Genomic DNA, 21032 nt, shown 5'->3' on the forward strand with positions numbered 1-21032 from the left:
CTGGGGGCCACCGAAGTTCGGGGCCGCCACCGGGCGCTGCAGCAGGGGCTGATCAGCGGCGCTTGGCCATCTCATTGATGAAGCGATCGAACAGCGGTGCAACGTCGTTCGGGCCCGGGCTTGCTTCAGGGTGGCCCTGGAAGCTGAAAGCGCTCTTGTCGGTCAGTTCGATGCCTTGCAGAGTGCCGTCGAACAGCGACTTGTGGATGGCGCGCACGTTGGCTGGCAAGGTCGCTTCGTCTACCGCAAAACCGTGGTTCTGGCTGGTGATCATCACAACGCCCGTGTCCAGATCCTGAACCGGGTGGTTGGCACCGTGATGGCCATGACCCATTTTCACGGTCTTGGCGCCGGCGGCCAGAGCCAGCAGCTGGTGACCCAGGCAGATGCCGAATACCGGAATCTCGGTATTCAGAACTTCCTTGATCGCGGTGATTGCGTAGTCGCAAGGCTCAGGGTCACCCGGGCCGTTGGACAGGAACACGCCATCCGGGTTGAGAGCCAATACGTCACTGGCTGGAGTCTGAGCTGGAACCACGGTAACGCGGCAGCCACGCTCAACCAGCATGCGCAGGATGTTCCACTTCACGCCGTAGTCGTATGCAACTACGTGGTAAGGCAGTTCGCTGGCTTCGATAGTCGGGTGACTGTCGGTGGCCAGGTTCCAGACGCTGGAGCGCCACTCGTAGGTTTTTTCGGTGCTGACAACTTTCGCCAGATCCATGCCTTTCAGGCCCGGGAAGCCGCGTGCGGCAGCAATTGCAGCCTCTTCGGAGATGTTGTCACCGGCCATGATGCAGCCGTTCTGCGCGCCTTTTTCACGCAGGATGCGTGTCAGACGGCGGGTGTCGATACCGGCGATAGCCACAACGTTGTTGGCTTTCAGGTAGTCGGCCAGCGACATCGTGTTGCGCCAGTTGCTGGCAACCAGTGGCAGATCACGGATTACCAAACCTGCGGACCAGACACGATCAGACTCGGCGTCTTCCGGGGTAGTACCGGTATTGCCAACATGCGGGTAAGTCAGGGTCACGATTTGCTGAGCGTAGGAAGGATCCGTCAGGATCTCCTGGTAGCCAGTCATTGCGGTGTTAAACACCACCTCACCAACGGTTTGACCGTCGGCCCCAATGGCTTCGCCGCGAAAAATGCTGCCATCAGCGAGGGCGAGTATGGCTTGCTTAGTCAAGAAGACCTCCCGTAAATAAAGCCTGAAAGGGCGATCGCAGGTTGTAAAAAAGCGGAGAGACGTATGGACACGTCACCCCGCTTCTTCATCGAATTATCTGCGCGCTTTTAGTGGACACACTAAAGCTGTAGCTTACAGAAAAAGGCTTTTTTGGTCTACCGCTAAAGAGTCTAAAAGACAGGAGAATGCGACAGAACATCGCTTAGCGGTTAAAAATCGGGCTACTGGCGCGCCAACAACCCGATTTTACAGAGTTTACTCAACGCAGGTCGAGCACATCCTGCATGTCATACAGCCCTGGCTCACGTCCTTGCAGCCACAAGGCAGCACGAACGGCACCCTTGGCGAAGGTCATGCGACTGGATGCCTTGTGGGTAATCTCGAGCCGCTCGCCTTCAGTGGCGAACAGCACCGTATGATCGCCCACCACATCACCGCCGCGCACAGTGGCGAAACCAATGGTTTCACGCTCACGGGCACCGGTATGGCCTTCACGACCATAAACCGCGACCTTCTGCAGATCACGACCCAGCGCATCAGCAATCACTTCACCCATGCGCATCGCCGTACCGGAAGGTGCATCGACCTTGTGCCGGTGATGAGCCTCGATGATTTCGATATCCGCATCATCGCCCATCACCCGCGCCGCCATGTCGAGCAGCTTGAACGACAGATTGACCCCGACACTGAAGTTGGAAGCAAAGACAATCGGGATATCCTGACCCGCCTCGACCAACTGCTGCTTTTGCTCAGCCGTCAGCCCCGTAGTGCCAATCACCATTGCTTTGCCCAGCTTGCGACACACAGCCAGATTGCCCAGCATCACTTCGGGCAGAGTGAAGTCGATCAGTACATCAAAATCAGCTTCGACCGCTTGCAGGCTGTCCGACAACAGAACCCCGATACGCCCGATAGAAGCCAGCTCACCGGCATCAGCCCCCACCAGCGAGCTTCCCGGACGCACGATTGCCGCCTTCAACCCGCACAGAGGCGAGCGCTGTTGAACCGCATCAATCAATGCCTTGCCCATGCGCCCGGCAGCGCCCATCACAGCTATACGTCGCATTTACTGCTCCTTACAGGTCGCCGAAAAAACGCTTCACACCTTCGAACCAGCCAGTGGCGTTTGGCGAATGACAGCTATCGCCTTCCAGCGTAGTGCGGAACTCTTCCATCAGCTCACGCTGACGACGGCTCAGCTTGACCGGAGTTTCAACCACAACACGACACATCAGGTCGCCTGCACCACCGCCACGCACCGGAGCAACGCCCTTGCCACGCAAGCGGAACTGCTTGCCGGTCTGGGTGCCCTCAGGGATTTTCAACTTGACCCGACCATCCAGGGTCGGCACTTCAAGCTCTGCACCCAAAGCAGCATCAGCCACGCTGATCGGCACTTCACAGAACAGATGCTTGCCGTCGCGCTGGAAAATCGCGTGCTCGCGCACATCGATCACCACGTACAGATCGCCAGTCGGGCCACCTTGCACGCCCGCCTCGCCTTCGCCGGACAGGCGAATACGATCACCGGTATCAACACCGGCAGGCACTTTGACGGAAAGGGTTTTGTACTCTTCTACGCGACCTTCGCCACGGCAGCTGTCGCACGGATCAGAGATGACCTTGCCTTGACCGTGGCAACGCGGACACGTCTGCTGAACAGCAAAGAAACCTTGCTGCATGCGCACCTGGCCAATACCGCCGCAGGTGGTACAGGTAACAGGCGAAGAACCCTTCTTGGCGCCCGAACCGTCACATGGCTTGCAGTTGACCAGTGTCGGAACACGGATATTGACCGTGGTACCGCGCACAGCCTCTTCCAGATCCAGCTCCAGCGTATAGCGCAAATCGCTACCACGCTGAGCGCCGCCCCGGGAGCCGCCACGACCACCGCCAAAGAAATCACTGAACACATCACCGAAAATATCGGAGAAGTTCTGACCGCCAAAACCGGCACCGCCGCCGCCCATTTGCGGATCAACACCGGCATGGCCGTATTGATCGTAGGCCGCACGCTTGCTGGAGTCCGACAGAACTTCGTAAGCTTCGTTGGCTTCTTTGAACAGATCTTCCGAGGCCTTGTCATCCGGATTACGGTCCGGGTGATGCTTCATCGCCAGGCGACGATAAGCTTTTTTCAGCTCGACCTCGGTCGTAGTGCGTTCAACACCCAATATTTCGTAATAATCGCGCTTTGCCATAATTCTTTGCACTCTCAAGGACGTTCGACAAAACCCTCCCGAGCCTCGCCAAACCCGCCAAGCCCGAAAAGGATCAGACCCGACTCACGTCTTTTCAACGATATTGGTTTGTGTTTAACAGCCAATGCATTGGCCGACAGGAGCGGTTACCTCTGGCTGGAAAACAAGAAAGATCCAGTCCAAACCGCCAGCATTCGACCTTGTCGCATGCTGTAAAAATTCTGATACTCCAGACACGCCAACGCGGGAGCAAGCTCCCGCGCGGCGACATCCTACCAGTCACCGCTCAAGCGCGGTCAACTGGGCGACAAACAAGCGTCTTACTTGTTGTCTTTTACTTCTTCGAACTCAGCGTCGACAACGTCGTCCGCTTTTTCAGCCGAATCAGCTGGCTTGGCCGCTGCGTCTGCCGGGTTCGCCTGCTCGGCGTACATTTTCTGTGCAACCGGTGCAGACACCTTGGACAGCTCTTCAACCTTGGCTTCGATAGCAGCCTTGTCGTCGCCTTTAACAGCGGCTTCAAGTGCAACTACAGCAGCTTCGATTGCAGTTTTCTCTTCCGCAGTCACTTTATCGCCAGCATCGACGATCATTTTACGCGTCGAGTGAACCAGTGCGTCGCCCTGGTTACGTGCAGCTGCCAGTTCTTCGAACTTGCGGTCTTCTTCAGCGTTGATCTCGGCATCGCGAACCATCTGAGCGATTTCTTCCTCGGACAGACCCGAGTTAGCCTTGATCACGATCGACTGAGACTTGCCAGTCGCCTTGTCTTTTGCACTTACGTGCAGGATGCCGTTGGCATCGATGTCGAAGGTCACTTCGATCTGAGGCACGCCACGTGGAGCAGGTGGAATGTCAGCCAGGTCGAACTTGCCCAACGACTTGTTCTGTGTGGCTTGCTTACGCTCACCTTGCAGAACGTGAATGGTCACAGCGCCCTGGTTATCGTCAGCAGTCGAGAACACTTGCGATTTCTTGGTAGGAATCGTGGTGTTTTTCTCGATCAGAGCAGTCATTACGCCGCCCATGGTTTCGATACCCAAAGTCAGCGGGCTCACGTCCAGCAACAGAACGTCTTTAACATCACCCGACAGTACCGCGCCCTGGATAGCAGCACCCATTGCAACAGCTTCGTCCGGGTTCACGTCTTTACGTGCTTCCTTGCCGAAGAACTCGGTTACCAGCTTCTGTACCAGCGGCATACGAGTCTGACCACCGACCAGAATTACGTCGTTGATCGCGCCAATGTCGATACCGGCGTCTTTCAGAGCGATACGGCAAGGCTCGATGGTGCGCTGAACCAGGTCTTCAACCAGCGATTCCAGCTTGGCGCGCGAAATTTTCACGTTCAAGTGCTTAGGACCGGTGGCATCTGCAGTGATGTAAGGCAGATTCACGTCAGTCGACTGGCTAGAAGACAGTTCGATCTTGGCTTTTTCAGCGGCTTCTTTCAGACGCTGCATCGCCAGCGGGTCACCCTTAAGGTTCATGCCGCTTTCTTTCTTGAACTCGTCAACCAGGTAGTCGATCAGACGGATGTCAAAGTCTTCACCACCCAGGAACGTGTCACCGTTGGTTGCCAGCACTTCAAACTGGTGCTCGCCATCAACTTCGGCAATTTCAATAACCGATACGTCGAAAGTACCGCCACCCAGGTCATAAACGATGACAGTGTGGTCGCCTTTCGCTTTGTCCATACCGTAAGCCAGAGCAGCTGCGGTTGGTTCGTTGATGATGCGTTTTACGTCCAGACCCGCGATACGGCCGGCGTCTTTGGTCGCCTGACGCTGGCTGTCGTTGAAGTAGGCCGGAACGGTGATTACCGCCTCAGTCACTGGCTCGCCGAGGTAATCTTCGGCGGTTTTCTTCATTTTCTTCAGAATTTCAGCCGAGATTTGTGGCGGAGCCATTTTCTGGCCGTTCACTTCAACCCAAGCGTCGCCGTTGTCAGCCTTGGCGATCTTGTACGGAACCATCTGAATGTCTTTCTGTACAACTTCTTCGTCAAAACGACGACCGATCAGACGCTTCACCGCGTACAGGGTGTTATGCGGATTGGTCACTGCCTGACGCTTGGCCGATTGGCCAACCAGAATTTCACCATCGTTAGCGTACGCAACGATCGACGGCGTAGTACGCGCGCCTTCTGCGTTTTCGATAACTTTTGCCTTACCGTTTTCCAGAACCGAAACACACGAGTTAGTGGTCCCGAGGTCAATACCGATAATTCTGCCCATGTTTACTCTCCCTAAATTTGAATTTTTTTGCCGCAGCAGTAATGACCAACTGCGGCATTACTTAACGCTTGACTTCTAAATGGGGGCCTTGCGGCCGATTTCAAGCCTGCTCGTCAATCGATGGCGAAACCGGCGCTGGCGCCTTGCTGACTACGACCATAGCCGGGCGCAGCAAGCGACCATTGAGCTGATAACCTTTTTGAAACACCTTGAGCACGCTGTTTGGCTCAAGCTCAGCGCTTTCCTGCATTGCCATCGCTTGATGCTGCTCGGCATTGAAAGGTTCGCCATGCGGGTCGATAGCTTCCAGCTGATAACGCTTCAGGGTGTCCTGGAACATTTTCAGGGTCAGTTCGATCCCTTCGCGCATTGGACGGATGTTTTCATCGTCCGGGCTGGACAGTTCAAGACCGCGTTCCAGGCTGTCGATCACCGGCAACAGGTCACCGGCGAATTTCTCCAGTGCAAACTTGTGTGCCTTCTCAACATCCTGCTCGGCGCGACGGCGAACGTTCTGCAGATCGGCAGCTACGCGCAGAGCCTGATCATTAGCGGCTGCCAGCTGCTCTTCAAGCACCTGCACGCGGGTTGCCAGATCTTCACCGGCTACATCGGCTTCCTGGTTCTGCGTATCCATAGTCTGTTCGTCTGCCATAGATTTCTCCTTTCAAACTTCGTCCGCGAGCTCGACTCGCGCTTGTGCCAAGGTATATGGGGTCGCAATTCTCAGGTTCAAGAGCCAAAAAACCAGAAAAGACATGTTTGCCCTCCCTCGCCCCACTCGCAAAAAAAACGGATCGCGCTAAAAAACCGAAAAAAACAAGCAAATCGAACTAAGCACAACCATTGTCAGCACGAAACAAAACACTGTATAAATAACCAGACATTACGTTTTGGAGCGGCTCCTATGCTGGTGCACCTGTCCGTACACAACTACGCCATCGTTGAACATCTCGATCTCGAACTGGATCGCGGGATGAGTGTAATCACTGGTGAGACCGGTGCCGGCAAATCGATCATGCTCGACGCCCTGGGGCTGACCCTGGGTGACCGCGCCGACAGCGGCGTAGTCCGTCCAGGAGCCGACAAGGCCGATATTCTGGCCACTTTCGACCTGCAGGATATTCCCGAAGCCCGGGCCTGGCTTGCCGAGCGCGATCTGGAAGGCGACGGCCCGTGCATCCTGCGCAGGGTCATCACTGCTGAAGGCCGCTCACGCAGCTATATCAATGGCACGCCCTGCCCTCAAGGCGACTTGAAAGCCTTGGGCGAGTTGCTGATCGATATCCACAGCCAGCACGAACACCAGTCGCTGCTCAAACCCGACACCCACCGTCGCCTGCTCGACGAGTTCGCCGGTGCCACCGACCTGGCTCGCCAGGTGCAACTGGCCGCGCAGCGCTGGCGCCAGACCCGACAAGAGCTTGAGCACCTGTCCAACTCCGGCGACGAACAACGCGCGCGCCATCAATTACTGAGCTACCAGCTCGAAGAGCTTGAAACACTTTCACTGGGTGAAAACGAACTCGAAGAGCTGGAGCAGGAACACAAAAATCTGACCAACGCCGAAACCCTGCTGACCATTTGCCGCCAAGTGGTTGAACAGTGCAGCGAAAGTGACTCAGGCAATGTGCTCAATGCGCTGACCGCTAGCCTCAATCGTCTGTCGAGCATCAACAACAATTCGGGCTCACTGGGTGAAGCAACCGACCTGCTGGCCAGCGCACAGATTCAGGTCGAGGAAGCCGTAGGTGAACTCAATCGCTTTATCGACCATTTTGACGCTGACCCAGGCCGCCTGCAGTACCTGGAAGAACGCCTCGACACCATCTACACCCTGGCGCGCAAACACCGGGTTCACCCGACTGAAGTAGCCGCCCTGCTGCAAAAACTGCTGGATGAGCTCGAAACCCTCAACGCCAACGATGAAAACATCGAACGCCTGGCCAATGAGCTGACGTCCTATGCCCGCCACTATCACGAATGCGCACGCGAACTCAGTAACCTGCGCAGCCAAGCGGCTACACGCCTGAGCAGCGCGGTAGAAGAAGAAATCCAGCGTCTGGGCATGCCCGGCGGCCGCTTTGTGATCGAACTGCGCCCACAAAGCAGCAGCGACCCGATGCCTCACGGCCTGGAGCAGGTCGAGTTGCTCGTGAGCGCCAACCCTGGCCAGCCACTCAAGGCCCTGGCCAAGGTTGCTTCTGGCGGTGAACTGTCGCGGATCAGCTTGGCCATTCAGGTGATCACCGCACAAACCTCCCGCGTACCGACTCTGGTGTTCGACGAAGTGGATGTGGGTATCGGTGGCCCGACTGCAGAAATCGTGGGGCAACTGCTGCGCCGTCTTGGCGAGCGCGGTCAAGTGCTGACGGTCACTCACCTGCCGCAGGTGGCTGCTCAATGCCACCAGCACCTTTTCGTGCATAAGGTTCGCGAGAGCGATACCACCCGCACTGCCGTGGCCAAACTGAGTAAAAAAGAACGCGTGGAAGAAGTCGCACGCATGCTCGGCGGTGTTGATCTGACCAAGGAATCGTTGGCCCACGCCAAAAAAATGGTCGTCACTGCAAAAAATCTGGCAGCTTAACGACGAACGGTCATAAAAAGACCAACATCAGAAAGCACGAAGGCGGCCCTTGGGCCGCCTTCGATCGTTTCGCGAACCGTAATTCGCGTGACATGCTTACTTGGACTTCTTGCGCACGTACAGCACCAAGTTGTGATCCACCAACTCAACACCGTGCTTGGCTGCAATGGCGTGCTGCAGTTTTTCGATGTCTTCGTCGAAAAACTCGATCACTTCACCGCTGTCCACGTTGACCATATGGTCGTGGTGGCCGCCATCGGCATCAGCCAATTCAAAGACCGCATGACCGCCATCGAAATTATGGCGAATCACCAGCCCCGCTGACTCAAACTGGGTCAGTACACGGTAAACCGTGGCCAGACCGACGTCTTCGCCAGCTTGCATAAGTGCCTTGTAAACATCCTCGGCGCTCATGTGACGCTGCTCTGCAGAGTCAAGCATCTGTAGAATTTTGACTCGTGGCAGAGTCACCTTAAGTCCGGCCTTACGTAGTTCGCTATTTTCAACCATGGTTAGCTTTCTCGCGGAAGCCGCTTCGCAGCTTCTCTTAATACGGGTATGATCGGCGTTTACGTTGTCCCAGCCAAGATAGTGGAAGTCGCCCACCGATGCAAAACACCAAGCTCTTGCTAACCAGTTTCACCTTTGTGGGACTGCTCGCACTCGCCGGTTGTTCATTCCCCGGGGTTTACAAAATCGACATCCAACAGGGCAATGTCGTCACGCAGGACATGATAAACCAGTTACGCCCGGGAATGACCCGTCGGCAAGTGCGGTTTATCATGGGCAACGCCCTGCTGACTGATACATTCCACCCTGATCGCTGGGATTACCTGTATAGCCTGCAGCCCGGTGGCGGTGAACGCCAACAGGAACGCGTCAGCGTGTTCTTCAACCAAAACGACCAGCTCGTTAGCTTGTCAGGCGATTTCAAGCCTGGTGTAAGCCGCGACGAAGCCATTCTCGGCAAAACCGGCGGCACAAACGTGACCGAACCGGCAACTCAAGCCCCAGTCGAGAAGAGTGATGTACCAGCCAAACCTGGTTCGTTGCTTGACCAGATCCAGAAGGACGTAGACGGCGTTGAAGCCGTACCGGTTCCTACGCCACAGCCTCTGGATACCACCGAACAATAAGCGTTCGGCACAAAAAAGCCCGGCATGCCGGGCTTTTTGTTGTCTGCAATATAGCAATCAGAGCTGACTCAGTCGTTTGGCCTCTGCCGCTTTAGCCGCACGCTGGCGTCGAATCTCTTTAGGGTCAGCCAGCAACGGGCGATACATCTCGATCCGGTCACCCGCCTGCAATAGCCGAGTTTCAGGATCAGCCACCTGCTTGCCGAAAATCCCCACCGGACAACTCGCCAGGTCCAGCTCGGGGAACTCCCGCCCCATACCCGATGCCAATACCGCCGCGCGCACAGTCGTGCCTTGCGGCACAACCACGGTCAGCAGGCACTGGCGATCGACTGCGGCATAAACCACTTCAACCTCAATCACAGGCTCAGCCATACAATTGTTTGGCGCGCTGGCAGAATGCATCCACCAGCGTATTGGCCGCCTGATTGAACAAGGGGCCCAAGGTCGCTTTGACAATGGCACCGGCGTAATCAAACGTCATGTCCAGGCTGATCTTGCAAGCCTTCTCACCGAGTGGCTTGAACACCCATAGACCGTGCAGCTTGGTGAATGGCCCTTCTTCAAGGTTCATTTCAATGGATTGCCCCGGCACCAGCGTATTGCGCGTTACAAAGTGCTGGCTCAAGCCACCTTTGGCCACGCCCAGGCTGGCACGCATCAGCACCTCAGTGCTTTCCAGGATTTGGGCAGATGAGCACCACGGCAAAAATTCCGGGTAATGCGCAACATCATTCACCAGGTCATAAAGCGCCTGGGCTGGATAAGGCAACAAGGCGGAGCGTTGGATATGGGTAGTCATGTCAGCGTTACTTCCACAGCTGGGCGGCAAACACAATCAGAATGCCGAGTGGCGCCACATAGCGCATCAAAAAAAGAGTCAGGGCGAACAACATCGGGCTACGCATCGACAACTCGTCACGAACCGCACCGCGCCCCATGATCCAGCCTGCAAAGACCACAAAGCACAGGCCACCCAAAGGCAACATGATACGCGAGGTGAAGAAATCGACGACACCAAAGAAGTCCAGGCCACTAGCCGCACCCCACTGATAGAGATGAAAACCCGACTCTTCATTCACGAAAAACTTGGCCTGCTTCCAGATATTGAACGAAAACACCGTGCCCAGGCCAACAAACCAGCAGCTAAACGCCAGCCAGAACGTGACCCACAACCGTCGCACTTTGGTCCGTTCCACCAGATACGCCACCATCGGTTCAAGCAACGAAATGGCCGAACTCCAGGCCGCCACCGCTACCAGAACGAAAAACACCACGCCCATCAACTGGCCGAATGCCACATTGCCGAACGCAAATGGCAAGGTCACAAACATCAAACCCGGCCCTTCACTGGGGTTTAGCCCCGACGCAAAGACAATTGGAAACAATGCCAGCCCGGCGAGCAATGAGACAAAAGTGTCGATCAACGCCACGCCGACTACCGTTCCGGAGATCGATGCATTCTTGGGCATATACGCGCCGTAGATCATGATAGAACCCACGCCAACGCTCAGCGAAAAGAACGCATGGCCCATCGCTGCCAGCAAGCCGTCAAGCACGCGGTCGGGGTTAAAGTCGAACATGAAATGCACGCCTTCCATAAAGTGCCCGGTGGTCATGCTGTAACCCAGCAACACCAACAGCAGCACAAATAGAATGGGCATCATGATCCGCAGGCTGCGCTCAAGCCCTGCAACCACGCCCTTGGCAATCACATAAGCAGACAGCAACATAAATGCCGTGTGCCAAAACGTGAGGCGCCAGGGGTTGGAAATCACACCGCCAAAGTACGCACCGACCTGATCGGCAGTCGCCCCCTGAAAATCGCCCTTGCCCATATTGATGATGTAATCCAGCGACCAACCGCCCACCACGCTATAGAAAGACAAAATCAGCAGCGCCGTGATCATCCCGGCAAAAGCTCCCCACGACCAACGCCCCGAATGCCCCGCCTCAACCGCCAACACCTTCAAGGCATTCGCCGGACTGAGCCGCGCACGCCGCCCGATCAGGGTTTCAGCCAGCATCACCGGCACACCGATCAGCGCGATACAGGCCAGAAACACCAACACAAAAGCGCCGCCGCCATAGACGCCAACCATGTAAGGGAATTTCCAGATACTGCCCAAACCCACGGCAGAACCGGTCGCAGCGAGAATAAAGACCCAACGGCTTGCCCAACTGCCGTGGACAGAAACCTTGTCTGTCGACATCGTTACTACGCCCAACCACTAAAAAAAGAGGGCGCATTGTCCGGGAATCAACCTAGGTGCTCAAGCACGCAGGTGCCCGTAGCCGACACGCTCGCAACTGCCTATAATGCCGCCCCTATGGCTAAACAGAAGAAACACCCTACAGGGACCATCGCGCAGAATAAAAAAGCGCGACACGATTACTTCATCGAACATCGGTTCGAGGCTGGTCTGGTCCTGGCCGGCTGGGAAGTAAAAAGTCTGCGTGCAGGCAAGGCACAGCTGGTCGACAGCTACGTGCTGCTCAAGGATGGTGAAGCATGGTTGCTCGGCAGCCATATTGCGCCTCTGACGACTGCCAGCACCCACGTTATTGCCGACCCTACGCGCACCCGCAAGCTGCTGCTTAACCAGCGCGAGCTGGAAAAGCTGTTTTCAGCGGTGCAGCAGAAGGGTTACGCCTGCGTATGCCTCTCGATTTACTGGAGCAAGCACTTGATCAAGTGCGAAATTGCCCTCGGTAAAGGGAAGAAGGAATACGACAAGCGTCATACCGAGCGCGAGCGCGATTCCGATCGAGAGCTGCAGCGAGCGGTGCGCAACAAGGGCAAGGAAGACTAGACCAAGCCCGATGGTCTTGTAGCCGCTGCCGCAGGCCGCGATCGGCCGCGCAGCAGCCGCAATTTGCGATGCCCGAAAACCTCTTCGAGGTTTATCGCAGCCTGCGGCAGCGGCTACAAAAAATAATCACAACCCATTGCGCCGCTCAGCCCGTGCCACGCGCTGCACCTCTTGGCGCACCTCTTCCAGCACTTCCTGCACATACACCAGATGTCGGCTCGCCACTTCGCGAGCATCCTCCGCCCGCCCCTCAATAATCGCCAGATACAACTCGCGATGCTGACTGATCAGCATGTCGCGCGTTTCGCTGCGCTGCTTGTACATGCCACCGATATTGGTCACCACGTTGCGCTTGAGCAGGTCGAATAACCCGCGAATCGTGTGCAACAACACGGCGTTATGACTCGCTTCAGCGATAGCCAAGTGGAAGTTCGCATCCGCCTCCCCCTCTTCGGCGCGACTGACCTCATCAACCCGCGCATAGCAATCCTGTAGCCGCTCAAAGGCTAGCCGCAGCCGCTCGCGATCCATCTCGGTGGCCCGCGATGCCGCGTAAAAAGCGCACGAGGCCTCAAGGGTGTGACGAAACTCAAGCAAGTCGCGCTGTGCCTCGGGGTTGCTTTCGAGCAACTGCAGCAAGGGGTCACTGAACGTCGAACCCAGCGATGCCGCCACGTAATTGCCACCGCCCTGGCGACTGACCAGCAAGCCCTTGGCCGACAATTTCTGGATCGCCTCACGCAACGACGGGCGTGATACACCAAACTGCTCGGCCAGTGCACGCTCCGCGGGCAAGCGCTCACCCGACTTCAACGTGCCCTCAAGGATCATCCCTTCAAGTTGCTCGACAATGTCGTCCGACAAACGGCGCTGACGGATCTGATCAAACCCCATAACTGCTCTCCACCCTCCCGACCATGCGCCGGGGGCCGCTATTCTCGCCGATTGGCGCAACTCATACACCCATCAGAAACACCGCTTGAAACCCCATCAGATGCTCCGACAACGAACACCTCGACGAAAGATTTAGAGGCGGCAAATTGACACATGCCACATAAGGCTTTTAACCTAGCCAACAGCGATTGTAAATTGGTAATACCAATTTACCAAGAGCAATCGACAGCATCGACCAATAACAATTAGGGGCCACCCCATATGCAAACCTGGCAACAGCTCTACAGTCCGCTCGGCAGCCTCGGCCTGTCCGCTCTCGCGGCCGTAATCCCAATCGTATTCTTCTTCCTGGCCTTGGCCGTGTTCCGCCTCAAAGGTCACGTCGCTGGCAGCATTACCCTTGGACTGTCGATTCTGGTAGCCATCTTTGCCTTCCAGATGCCTGTCGACATGGCCTTCGCAGCAGCGGGCTACGGCTTTGCCTACGGCCTGTGGCCGATTGCCTGGATCATCGTTGCCGCGGTGTTCCTCTACAAACTGACCGTCAAAAGCGGCCAGTTCGAAATCATCCGCAGCTCGGTACTGTCGATCACCGACGACCAGCGCCTGCAAGTACTGCTGATCGGCTTCTGCTTCGGTGCATTCCTTGAAGGTGCAGCCGGTTTCGGTGCACCGGTAGCGATTACTGCCGCGTTGCTCGTAGGCCTGGGTTTCAACCCACTCTACGCAGCAGGCCTGTGCCTGATCGCCAACACCGCCCCGGTTGCATTCGGCGCACTCGGCATCCCGATCATCGTGGCCGGCCAAGTGACCGGCATCGACTCATTCAAGATCGGCGCCATGGCGGGCCGTCAGTTGCCCCTGCTGTCGCTGTTCGTACCGTTCTGGCTGGTGTTCATGATGGACGGCCTGCGCGGCGTTCGCGAAACCTGGCCTGCGGCACTGGTTGCTGGGCTGAGCTTCGCCATCACTCAGTACTTCACCTCGAACTACATTGGCCCGGAGCTGCCAGACATCACCTCGGCGCTAGCCAGCCTGATCAGCCTGACTCTGTTCCTTAAAGTCTGGCAGCCAAAACGTACCGCTGGTGCGCAGATCGCAGGTGTTACCTCTGACGTAATCGTCACCGCAAGCGCAGGTGGTTTCGGCAAGCCGACCAACCTGATGGCGTCGCCTTACAGCCTGCTGCAAATCTTGAAAGCCTGGTCACCGTTCCTGATCCTGACCGTACTGGTCACCATCTGGACCCTCAAACCGTTCAAGGCCATGTTCTCCGCCGGTGGCTCGATGTACGGCTGGGTATTCAACTTCGCGATCCCGCACCTGGATCAACTGGTGATCAAGACTGCACCGATCGTCAATGCCCCGACCGCCATTGCTGCCGTATTCAAGCTTGATCCGATTTCGGCCACCGGCACCGCGATTTTCTTCTCCGCGCTGATTTCGATGCTGATCCTGAAAATCAACATCAAGACTGGTCTGACCACTTTAAAAGATACCTTTTTCGAACTGCGCTGGCCGATCCTGTCCATCGGTATGGTGCTGGCGTTCGCCTTCGTCACCAACTACTCGGGCATGTCTTCCACCATGGCTCTGGTACTGGCAGGCACAGGCGCAGCATTCCCGTTCTTCTCGCCGTTCCTCGGCTGGCTGGGCGTGTTCCTGACCGGTTCCGACACCTCTTCCAACGCCCTGTTCAGCTCGCTGCAAGCCACCACGGCACACCAAATTGGCGTCAGCGACGTACTCATGGTGGCGGCCAACACCAGCGGCGGCGTGACCGGCAAAATGATTTCACCACAATCGATCGCCGTGGCCTGTGCGGCAACCGGTCTGGTGGGTAAAGAATCCGACTTGTTCCGCTTCACCCTCAAGCACAGCCTGTTCTTCGCCACCATCGTCGGCCTGATCACACTGGCTCAGGCGTACTGGTTCACTGGCATGCTGGTGCACTAATACGCGCTATGGTTACAGCACATTAATGGCGCCGGGGTACTGCCCCGGCGTCAATAATTCACTACCCGGTCCACCTCGGTGGACACATAACCGGGACCACCCGGAGACGCCTGATGAGCGAGCTTTTCTATAATGCCGTGCCAAATGCGACCCGCGTCGCCCCGCCCCTTCCGACTCCCCGCCAGTACCCTGCGCACAAGCCGCGCAAGGTCTACCTGTTCGGCACCTGCGTAGTCGACCTGTTCTTCCCCGAAGCAGGGATGGACGCTATTCACCTGATCGAGCGCGAAGGCATCGACGTCGATTACCCGCAAGGTCAAAGCTGCTGCGGACAACCGGCCTACACCTCGGGTTACACCGATCAGGCGCGAGAAGTCGCACGTTCACAGCTTGCCCTGTTTGCTGAAGACTACCCGGTGGTCGTGCCGTCCGGCTCCTGCGCCGGCATGCTGCGCGAACACTACGAAGACCTGTTCAAGGACGAGCCCGAGACCCTGAAAAAGGTCCACGCCTTGGCCGAGCGCACCTTCGAGCTGACCGAGTTTTTGCTGTTTGTATGCAAGGTCCAATTCAAGGACCACGGCGCCCCGGTCAAGGTCGCATTGCACACCTCATGCTCCGCACGCCGCGAAATGAATACTCACCTGCACGGCCGCGAAATGCTCGCGCAACTGAGCAATGTGGAACGCATCGACCACAGCCACGAAAGTGAATGCTGCGGTTTTGGTGGGACATTCAGCGTCCGTATGCCGGACATTTCCGGCGCAATGGTCGCGGACAAAACCCGCTCGCTGATTGATACCGGCGCGCACCAAGTACTCACCGCCGACTGCGGCTGCCTGATGAACATCAACGGCTCGCTGGAAAAGCAGAAACAAGCTCTACGCGGCCAGCATCTGGCCAGTTTTCTGTGGCAGCGCACCGGAGGTGAACAATGAACGCAAGCACGCTGATCCCTACCGTCACCGTGGAAGAAGACTTCCGCGAACGCGCCCACGAAGCCCTGGGTGATGTGCAACTGCGAAACAACTTCCGCAGCGCCATGGATTCGCTAATGACCAAACGCGCCGTGGCCTTCAGCGACGCCCATGAGCGCGAACACTTGCGCGCCCTCGGCAACGCGATCCGCGCCCGCGCACTGTCCAAACTGCCCGACCTGCTGGAACGACTGGAAGCCAACCTGACCCGCAACGGCGTGCAGGTGCACTGGGCTGAAACCGTCGACGAAGCCAACGAAATCGTTATATCCATTGCTCGCCGCCGCGCCGCCAAACAGGTGATCAAAGGCAAGTCGATGGTCAGTGAAGAGATGGAGATGAACCACGTGCTTGGCGCCCAGGGCATTGAATGCCTTGAGTCCGACATGGGCGAGTACATCGTTCAGCTCGACAATGAAAAACCGTCCCACATCATCATGCCCGCGATCCACAAGAACGCAGGGCAAGTGGCCGACCTGTTTCACGAAAAACTCGGCGTTGAATACACCAAGGACGTCGACCAACTGATCCAGATCGGCCGTCGCGTATTGCGACAAAAATTCTTTGAAGCCGATATCGGCGTCTCCGGGGTCAACTTCGCCGTTGCCGAAACCGGCACCCTGTTGCTGGTAGAAAACGAAGGCAACGGCCGTATGTCGACCACCGTGCCGCCTGTGCATATTGCCGTCACCGGCATCGAGAAAGTCGTCGAAAACCTGCGTGACGTTGTACCGCTGGTGTCGTTGCTGACCCGCTCGGCCCTTGGTCAGCCAATTACCACCTACGTCAACATGATCTCCGGCCCACGCAAGCCCGGCGAGCTGGACGGCCCTGAAGAAGTGCATCTGGTGTTGCTCGATAACGGCCGCAGCCAGGCATTTGCCGACAGCGAACTGCGCCAGACTCTGAACTGCATTCGCTGCGGTGCCTGCATGAACCACTGTCCGGTTTACACCCGCATTGGCGGTCACGCCTACGGCGAGGTGTATCCGGGTCCGATTGGCGCAATCATCACCCCACACATGGTCGGTCTGGCCAAAGTCCCGGACCACCCGAGCGCCTCGTCACTGTGCGGCGCCTGTGGCGAAGTGTGCCCGGTAAAAATTCCGATCCCGGCCCTGCTGCGGCGCTTGCGCGAAGAGAACGTCAAAGCCCCCGGCACCTCGCCCCGCATCATGCGCGGTCAGGGCAGCAAGTACTCACGCAAGGAACGCCTGATCTGGAACATGTGGGCCAAGCTCAACAGCTCCCCTGCCCTATACCGCGTTTTCCTCAAGGCCGCGACCCGCCTGCGCGGGCTCACGCCGAACAATGTCGGCCCGTGGACACAAAACCACAGCGCCCCCAAACCCGCTGCCCGTTCGCTGCACGATATGGCCCGCGAGCATTTGGCGAAAAAGTCGGGAGACCAGTAATGAGCGCTAAGCAAAACATCCTCAACAAACTGCGCAAAAGCCTTACTGGCACCACGCCCGTGCCTGACAACTTCGATGAAGTGCTGGTGACAGAGCCATGGACCTACGCCCCGGAGCAACGCATCCCGCAACTGCGTAAGTTGATGGAAGCCGTACACACCGAAATTCACCTCAGCACCGAGCAAGACTGGCCCGCGCTGCTGGCGCAATTGGTCACCGACCGTCAACTGCCAAGCCTGCTGATCGCGCCAACTACACCCCACGGGCAAAAAGTGACCGACCACTGGGCACAAAACCCTGCGCTACCAGCACTCAAGGCCTACGACCGCCCGGTAGAAGAATGGAAAGCCGAGCTGTTCAACGACACCCCGGCCAGCCTGACCACCACCTTGGGCGCGATTGCTGCCACCGGTAGCCTGATCATGTGGCCGACACCGGAAGAGCCACGCCTCATGAGCTTGGTACCACCGGTGCATTTCGCCCTGCTCAAGGCCAGCGAAATCCGCGATAACTTCTATCAAGTACAGCGTGAGATGAACTGGGCGGCGGGTATGCCGACCAACGCATTGCTGGTGTCCGGCCCGTCGAAAACCGCCGATATCGAACAAATCCTCGCCTACGGCGCCCACGGTCCGAAAGACCTGATCGTGCTGATTCTGGAGGACGCATGAGTCTGCCCGCCGCCTTTGTGCAAGATGCCCAACGGCTGATCCCGCAAGACCGTCGCTTCAGCGACCCGCTATCAACCCTGGCCTTTGGCACTGACGCGAGCTTTTATCGGCTGATTCCCAAGCTGGTGATTCGCGTTGAGTCCGAAGACGAAGTGGTCGAACTGCTGCGCCTGGCCCGTCGCGATCAAGTGTCGGTGACCTTCCGCGCAGCGGGCACCAGTTTGTCTGGCCAAGCCATCAGCGACTCGGTACTGATCGTACTGGGGGATAACTGGAATGCTAAGGAAATACGCGGCCAGGGTATGCAGATCCGCCTGCAACCCGGCGTAATCGGCGCTCAGGCCAACGCTTGGCTGGCCCCGTACGGACGCAAGATCGGCCCCGACCCGGCATCGATCAACGCCTGCAAAATTGGCGGCATTGTCGCCAATAACGCCAGCGGCATGTGCTGCGGCACCGCGCAAAACACTTACCACACCTTGGCAGGCCTACGCGTAGTGCTGGCCGATGGCACCCGGGTCGACACCGAAGACGCAGCCAATATTGCCGCCTTTCGTCAAAGCCACGGCACATTACTCGAACAACTGGCGACATTGGCCCGCGAGACCCGCGCCAATACCGAACTGGTTGCCCGAATTCGCCACAAATACCGACTGAAAAACACTACCGGCCTGTCGCTTAACGCCTTGGTGGATTTCGACGACCCGCTGGATATCCTCAGCCACTTGCTGGTGGGCAGCGAAGGTATTTTGGGCTTTATCAGCGCAGTAACCTACGACACCGTGATCGACCATCCGAACAAAGCCTCGGCGCTGATCGTGTTCCCGGATGTTGAAACCTGCTGTAACGCCGTAACCGTGCTCAAAAGCCAGCCTGTTTCCGCTGTAGAACTGCTGGACCGCCGCAGCCTGCGCTCGGTACAGGACAAACCCGGCATGCCAGCTTTCGTACAACAACTGTCGGCCAATGCCTGCGCTCTGCTGATCGAATCTCGCGCCGCGTCCCAAACCTTGCTGCACGAGCAACTGGCGCAAATCATGGCCTCGCTGTCGGCCTTTGCGGTCGAGAAACAAATCGATTTCACCGAAGACCCAAAAGAAAACGCCAAGCTGTGGGCGATCCGTAAAGACACCTTCCCCGCCGTTGGCGCGGTGCGCAAAACCGGCACCACGGTGATCATCGAAGACGTGACGTTCCCGGTCGAACAACTGGCCATCGGCGTCAACCGCCTGATCGAGCTGTTTGACAAGCACCACTATGACGAGGCGATCCTGTTCGGCCACGCGCTGGAGGGCAACCTGCACTTCGTCTTCACCCAGGGCTTCAACAACCCCGAAGAAGTCGCGCGCTACCAAGCCTTTATGGATGACGTCGCACAACTGGTGGCCGTGGAGTTCGGCGGCTCGCTCAAGGCCGAACACGGCACCGGGCGCAATATGGCGCCCTTTGTCGAACTGGAATGGGGCAGCGACGCCTACCAACTGATGTGGACACTCAAACGTTTGCTCGACCCACAGGGCATTCTCAACCCCGACGTGGTACTCAGCGAAGACCCGCACATCCACCTCAAGCACCTGAAACCGATGCCAGCCGCTGACGAGATTGTGGATAAGTGCATCGAGTGCGGCTTCTGCGAACCCGTGTGCCCATCCAAAGGGCTGACCCTCAGCCCGCGCCAGCGGATTGTGATCTGGCGTGATATTCAGGCCAAAAAAAGCGCCGGTATCGACACTACTGAACTGGAAAAAGCCTACGCCTATCAAGGTATCGATACCTGCGCGGCAACCGGCTTATGCGCGCAACGCTGCCCGGTTGGCATCAACACTGGCGAACTGGTGAAAAAACTGCGTGCCCGCAGCGCTCACAGCGTGAAAACCGCCGACTGGCTGGGCAATCATTTTGCAACCACGCTGCAAGGTGCACGCTTCACCCTGCATGTGGCCAATGGCGCGCGCATGCTACTGGGCGCGCCGCGTATGGCAAAAATCTCGTCTGCACTGACCAGAGCCAGCAAGGGCCGCGTCCCGCTGTGGACAAACGCCATGCCCCAGCCGGAGCGGGCGATTCGCTTCACCGCGCCCCTCACGGATGCCCGACCACGGGTGGTCTATCTGGCGGCCTGCGTATCGCGGGTCATGGGCCCTGCGGCAGGTGACCAAGAACAAATGTCACTGCTGGATAAAACCCGCGGGCTGCTGGAAAAAGCCGGTTATCAGGTCGTGTTCCCCGACAATATGGACAGCCTGTGCTGCGGCCAGCCGTTTGCCTCCAAGGGCTACAGCGAACAGGCCGAACATAAGCGCCAGGAACTGATCGGCGCATTGCTGCATGCCAGCCGTGGCGGGCTTGACCCGATCTACTGCGACACCAGCCCGTGTACCTTGCGCCTGGTGCAGGACCTGGGCGAAAGCCGCCTCGACCTGTACGACCCGGTACGGTTCATCCGCACCCACCTTGTGGATAAGTTGAAATTCACCCCACAAACCGCGCCGATAGCCGTGCATGTAACCTGCAGCACCCAGCACTTGGGCGAAAGCCAGGCGCTGATCGATATCGCCCGTCTGTGCAGCACCGAAGTCGTCATCCCGGAAGGCATTCACTGCTGCGGTTTTGCAGGCGACAAAGGCTTTACCACCCCCGAGCTGAATGCCCACTCACTGCGCACCTTGAAAGACGCGGTCCAGCATTGCAGCGAAGGAATATCGACCAGCCGAACGTGTGAAATTGGCCTGAGCCAACATGGCGGGATTGACTACCACGGCCTGGTGTATCTGGTGGATCGGGTGACAACCTCCAGCACGCTATAACTCTGTAGCCGCTGCCGAGAGGGAGCGAGGCAGCGGCTACAAAATCCGGCCTGACCTCACCAAAAGTGATCAGCATCAATCCCTGTGTTCGAGCGCAAAAAAAACCTGAAATTAATAGCCTGCCACAAGCAAAACTCCTGAGCGTG

Annotated in this window: 18 protein-coding genes; 8 read left to right on the forward strand and 10 right to left on the reverse strand. The window is 57.5% G+C overall.

Annotated elements, in window-relative coordinates; translation table 11 throughout:
• Window positions 1–52: 52 nt before the first annotated feature.
• The 5 genes from carA to grpE form a co-directional block, all read right to left on the reverse strand.
• Window positions 53–1189: a glutamine-hydrolyzing carbamoyl-phosphate synthase small subunit gene (gene carA, locus U5A05_RS20810; protein WP_261739741.1), complete on the reverse strand. Its 1137-nt coding sequence runs from the start codon at window positions 1187–1189 to the stop codon at window positions 53–55.
• A 259-nt stretch (window positions 1190–1448) separates the two neighbouring features.
• Complete coding sequence (gene dapB, locus U5A05_RS20815) at window positions 1449–2255, reverse strand: 4-hydroxy-tetrahydrodipicolinate reductase (protein ID WP_321834581.1); 807 nt, start codon at window positions 2253–2255, stop codon at window positions 1449–1451.
• Between the two features lie 10 nt (window positions 2256–2265).
• On the reverse strand, window positions 2266–3390 hold the full coding sequence (dnaJ, locus tag U5A05_RS20820) for a molecular chaperone DnaJ (RefSeq protein ID WP_261739743.1): 1125 nt from the start codon (window positions 3388–3390) through the stop codon (window positions 2266–2268).
• Between the two features lie 320 nt (window positions 3391–3710).
• Window positions 3711–5627, reverse strand: coding sequence for a molecular chaperone DnaK (dnaK, locus tag U5A05_RS20825; protein ID WP_261739744.1), 1917 nt, complete (start codon window positions 5625–5627; stop codon window positions 3711–3713).
• Window positions 5628–5727: 100 nt separating this feature from the next.
• Window positions 5728–6282: a nucleotide exchange factor GrpE gene (grpE, locus tag U5A05_RS20830; protein WP_261739745.1), complete on the reverse strand. Its 555-nt coding sequence runs from the start codon at window positions 6280–6282 to the stop codon at window positions 5728–5730.
• A 252-nt stretch (window positions 6283–6534) separates the two neighbouring features.
• Here grpE and recN point away from each other — a divergent pair, with 252 nt between their 5' ends.
• A complete protein-coding gene (gene recN, locus U5A05_RS20835) occupies window positions 6535–8217 on the forward strand; it encodes a DNA repair protein RecN (RefSeq protein ID WP_261739746.1) in 1683 nt (560 codons plus the stop codon).
• 96 nt (window positions 8218–8313) lie between these two features.
• Here the strand turns inward: recN and fur are convergent, their stop codons facing one another.
• On the reverse strand, window positions 8314–8727 hold the full coding sequence (gene fur / locus U5A05_RS20840) for a ferric iron uptake transcriptional regulator (RefSeq protein ID WP_019825889.1): 414 nt from the start codon (window positions 8725–8727) through the stop codon (window positions 8314–8316).
• Window positions 8728–8825: 98 nt separating this feature from the next.
• Here fur and U5A05_RS20845 point away from each other — a divergent pair, with 98 nt between their 5' ends.
• Window positions 8826–9353 (forward strand): outer membrane protein assembly factor BamE, encoded by a 528-nt coding sequence (locus U5A05_RS20845; protein WP_261739747.1) that lies wholly within the window; start codon window positions 8826–8828, stop codon window positions 9351–9353.
• A gap of 57 nt (window positions 9354–9410) precedes the next feature.
• Here U5A05_RS20845 and U5A05_RS20850 read toward each other — a convergent pair whose 3' ends face one another.
• Genes U5A05_RS20850 through U5A05_RS20860 form a run of 3 tightly spaced genes read right to left on the reverse strand, consistent with a single transcriptional unit; the run spans window position 9411 to window position 11566 of the window.
• The gene (locus tag U5A05_RS20850; protein WP_261739748.1) at window positions 9411–9728 is read right to left on the reverse strand and encodes an RnfH family protein; all 318 of its coding nucleotides are present in this window, start codon (window positions 9726–9728) and stop codon (window positions 9411–9413) included.
• Entirely contained in the window at window positions 9721–10155 is a 435-nt protein-coding gene (locus tag U5A05_RS20855) for a type II toxin-antitoxin system RatA family toxin (protein WP_261739749.1), read from the reverse strand. Before U5A05_RS20855 ends, U5A05_RS20850 begins: the two co-directional genes overlap by 8 nt.
• Before the next feature lie 7 nt (window positions 10156–10162).
• A complete protein-coding gene (locus U5A05_RS20860) occupies window positions 10163–11566 on the reverse strand; it encodes a sodium-dependent transporter (RefSeq protein WP_321834586.1) in 1404 nt (467 codons plus the stop codon).
• 117 nt (window positions 11567–11683) lie between these two features.
• Between U5A05_RS20860 and smpB the strand changes: the two genes are divergently transcribed.
• Window positions 11684–12166, forward strand: a complete 483-nt coding sequence (gene smpB / locus U5A05_RS20865) for an SsrA-binding protein SmpB (RefSeq protein WP_261739751.1) — start codon at window positions 11684–11686, stop codon at window positions 12164–12166.
• A gap of 126 nt (window positions 12167–12292) precedes the next feature.
• Here the strand turns inward: smpB and U5A05_RS20870 are convergent, their stop codons facing one another.
• Complete coding sequence (locus U5A05_RS20870; protein ID WP_261739752.1) at window positions 12293–13060, reverse strand: GntR family transcriptional regulator; 768 nt, start codon at window positions 13058–13060, stop codon at window positions 12293–12295.
• A 261-nt stretch (window positions 13061–13321) separates the two neighbouring features.
• Here U5A05_RS20870 and U5A05_RS20875 point away from each other — a divergent pair, with 261 nt between their 5' ends.
• The 5 genes from U5A05_RS20875 to U5A05_RS20895 all read left to right on the forward strand — a co-directional run bounded on the left by U5A05_RS20875 (window position 13322) and on the right by U5A05_RS20895 (window position 20886).
• Window positions 13322–15016, forward strand: coding sequence for a lactate permease LctP family transporter (locus U5A05_RS20875; RefSeq protein ID WP_261739753.1), 1695 nt, complete (start codon window positions 13322–13324; stop codon window positions 15014–15016).
• Between the two features lie 113 nt (window positions 15017–15129).
• Window positions 15130–15954 carry a (Fe-S)-binding protein gene (locus U5A05_RS20880; protein ID WP_261739754.1) on the forward strand — a complete coding sequence of 275 codons (825 nt, stop codon included), beginning with the start codon at window positions 15130–15132 and terminating at the stop codon, window positions 15952–15954.
• Window positions 15951–17408 carry a LutB/LldF family L-lactate oxidation iron-sulfur protein gene (locus U5A05_RS20885; RefSeq protein WP_261739755.1) on the forward strand — a complete coding sequence of 486 codons (1458 nt, stop codon included), beginning with the start codon at window positions 15951–15953 and terminating at the stop codon, window positions 17406–17408. The genes U5A05_RS20880 and U5A05_RS20885 overlap by 4 nt, the downstream gene beginning before the upstream one ends.
• A complete protein-coding gene (locus U5A05_RS20890; protein WP_321834592.1) occupies window positions 17408–18079 on the forward strand; it encodes a LutC/YkgG family protein in 672 nt (223 codons plus the stop codon). The genes U5A05_RS20885 and U5A05_RS20890 overlap by 1 nt, the downstream gene beginning before the upstream one ends.
• Entirely contained in the window at window positions 18076–20886 is a 2811-nt protein-coding gene (locus U5A05_RS20895) for an FAD-binding and (Fe-S)-binding domain-containing protein (protein ID WP_321834594.1), read from the forward strand. Before U5A05_RS20890 ends, U5A05_RS20895 begins: the two co-directional genes overlap by 4 nt.
• Window positions 20887–21032 lie beyond the last annotated feature (146 nt).

The organism is Pseudomonas kulmbachensis (assembly GCF_963681935.1).
In the GTDB taxonomy this organism is placed as follows: domain Bacteria; phylum Pseudomonadota; class Gammaproteobacteria; order Pseudomonadales; family Pseudomonadaceae; genus Aquipseudomonas; species Aquipseudomonas kulmbachensis.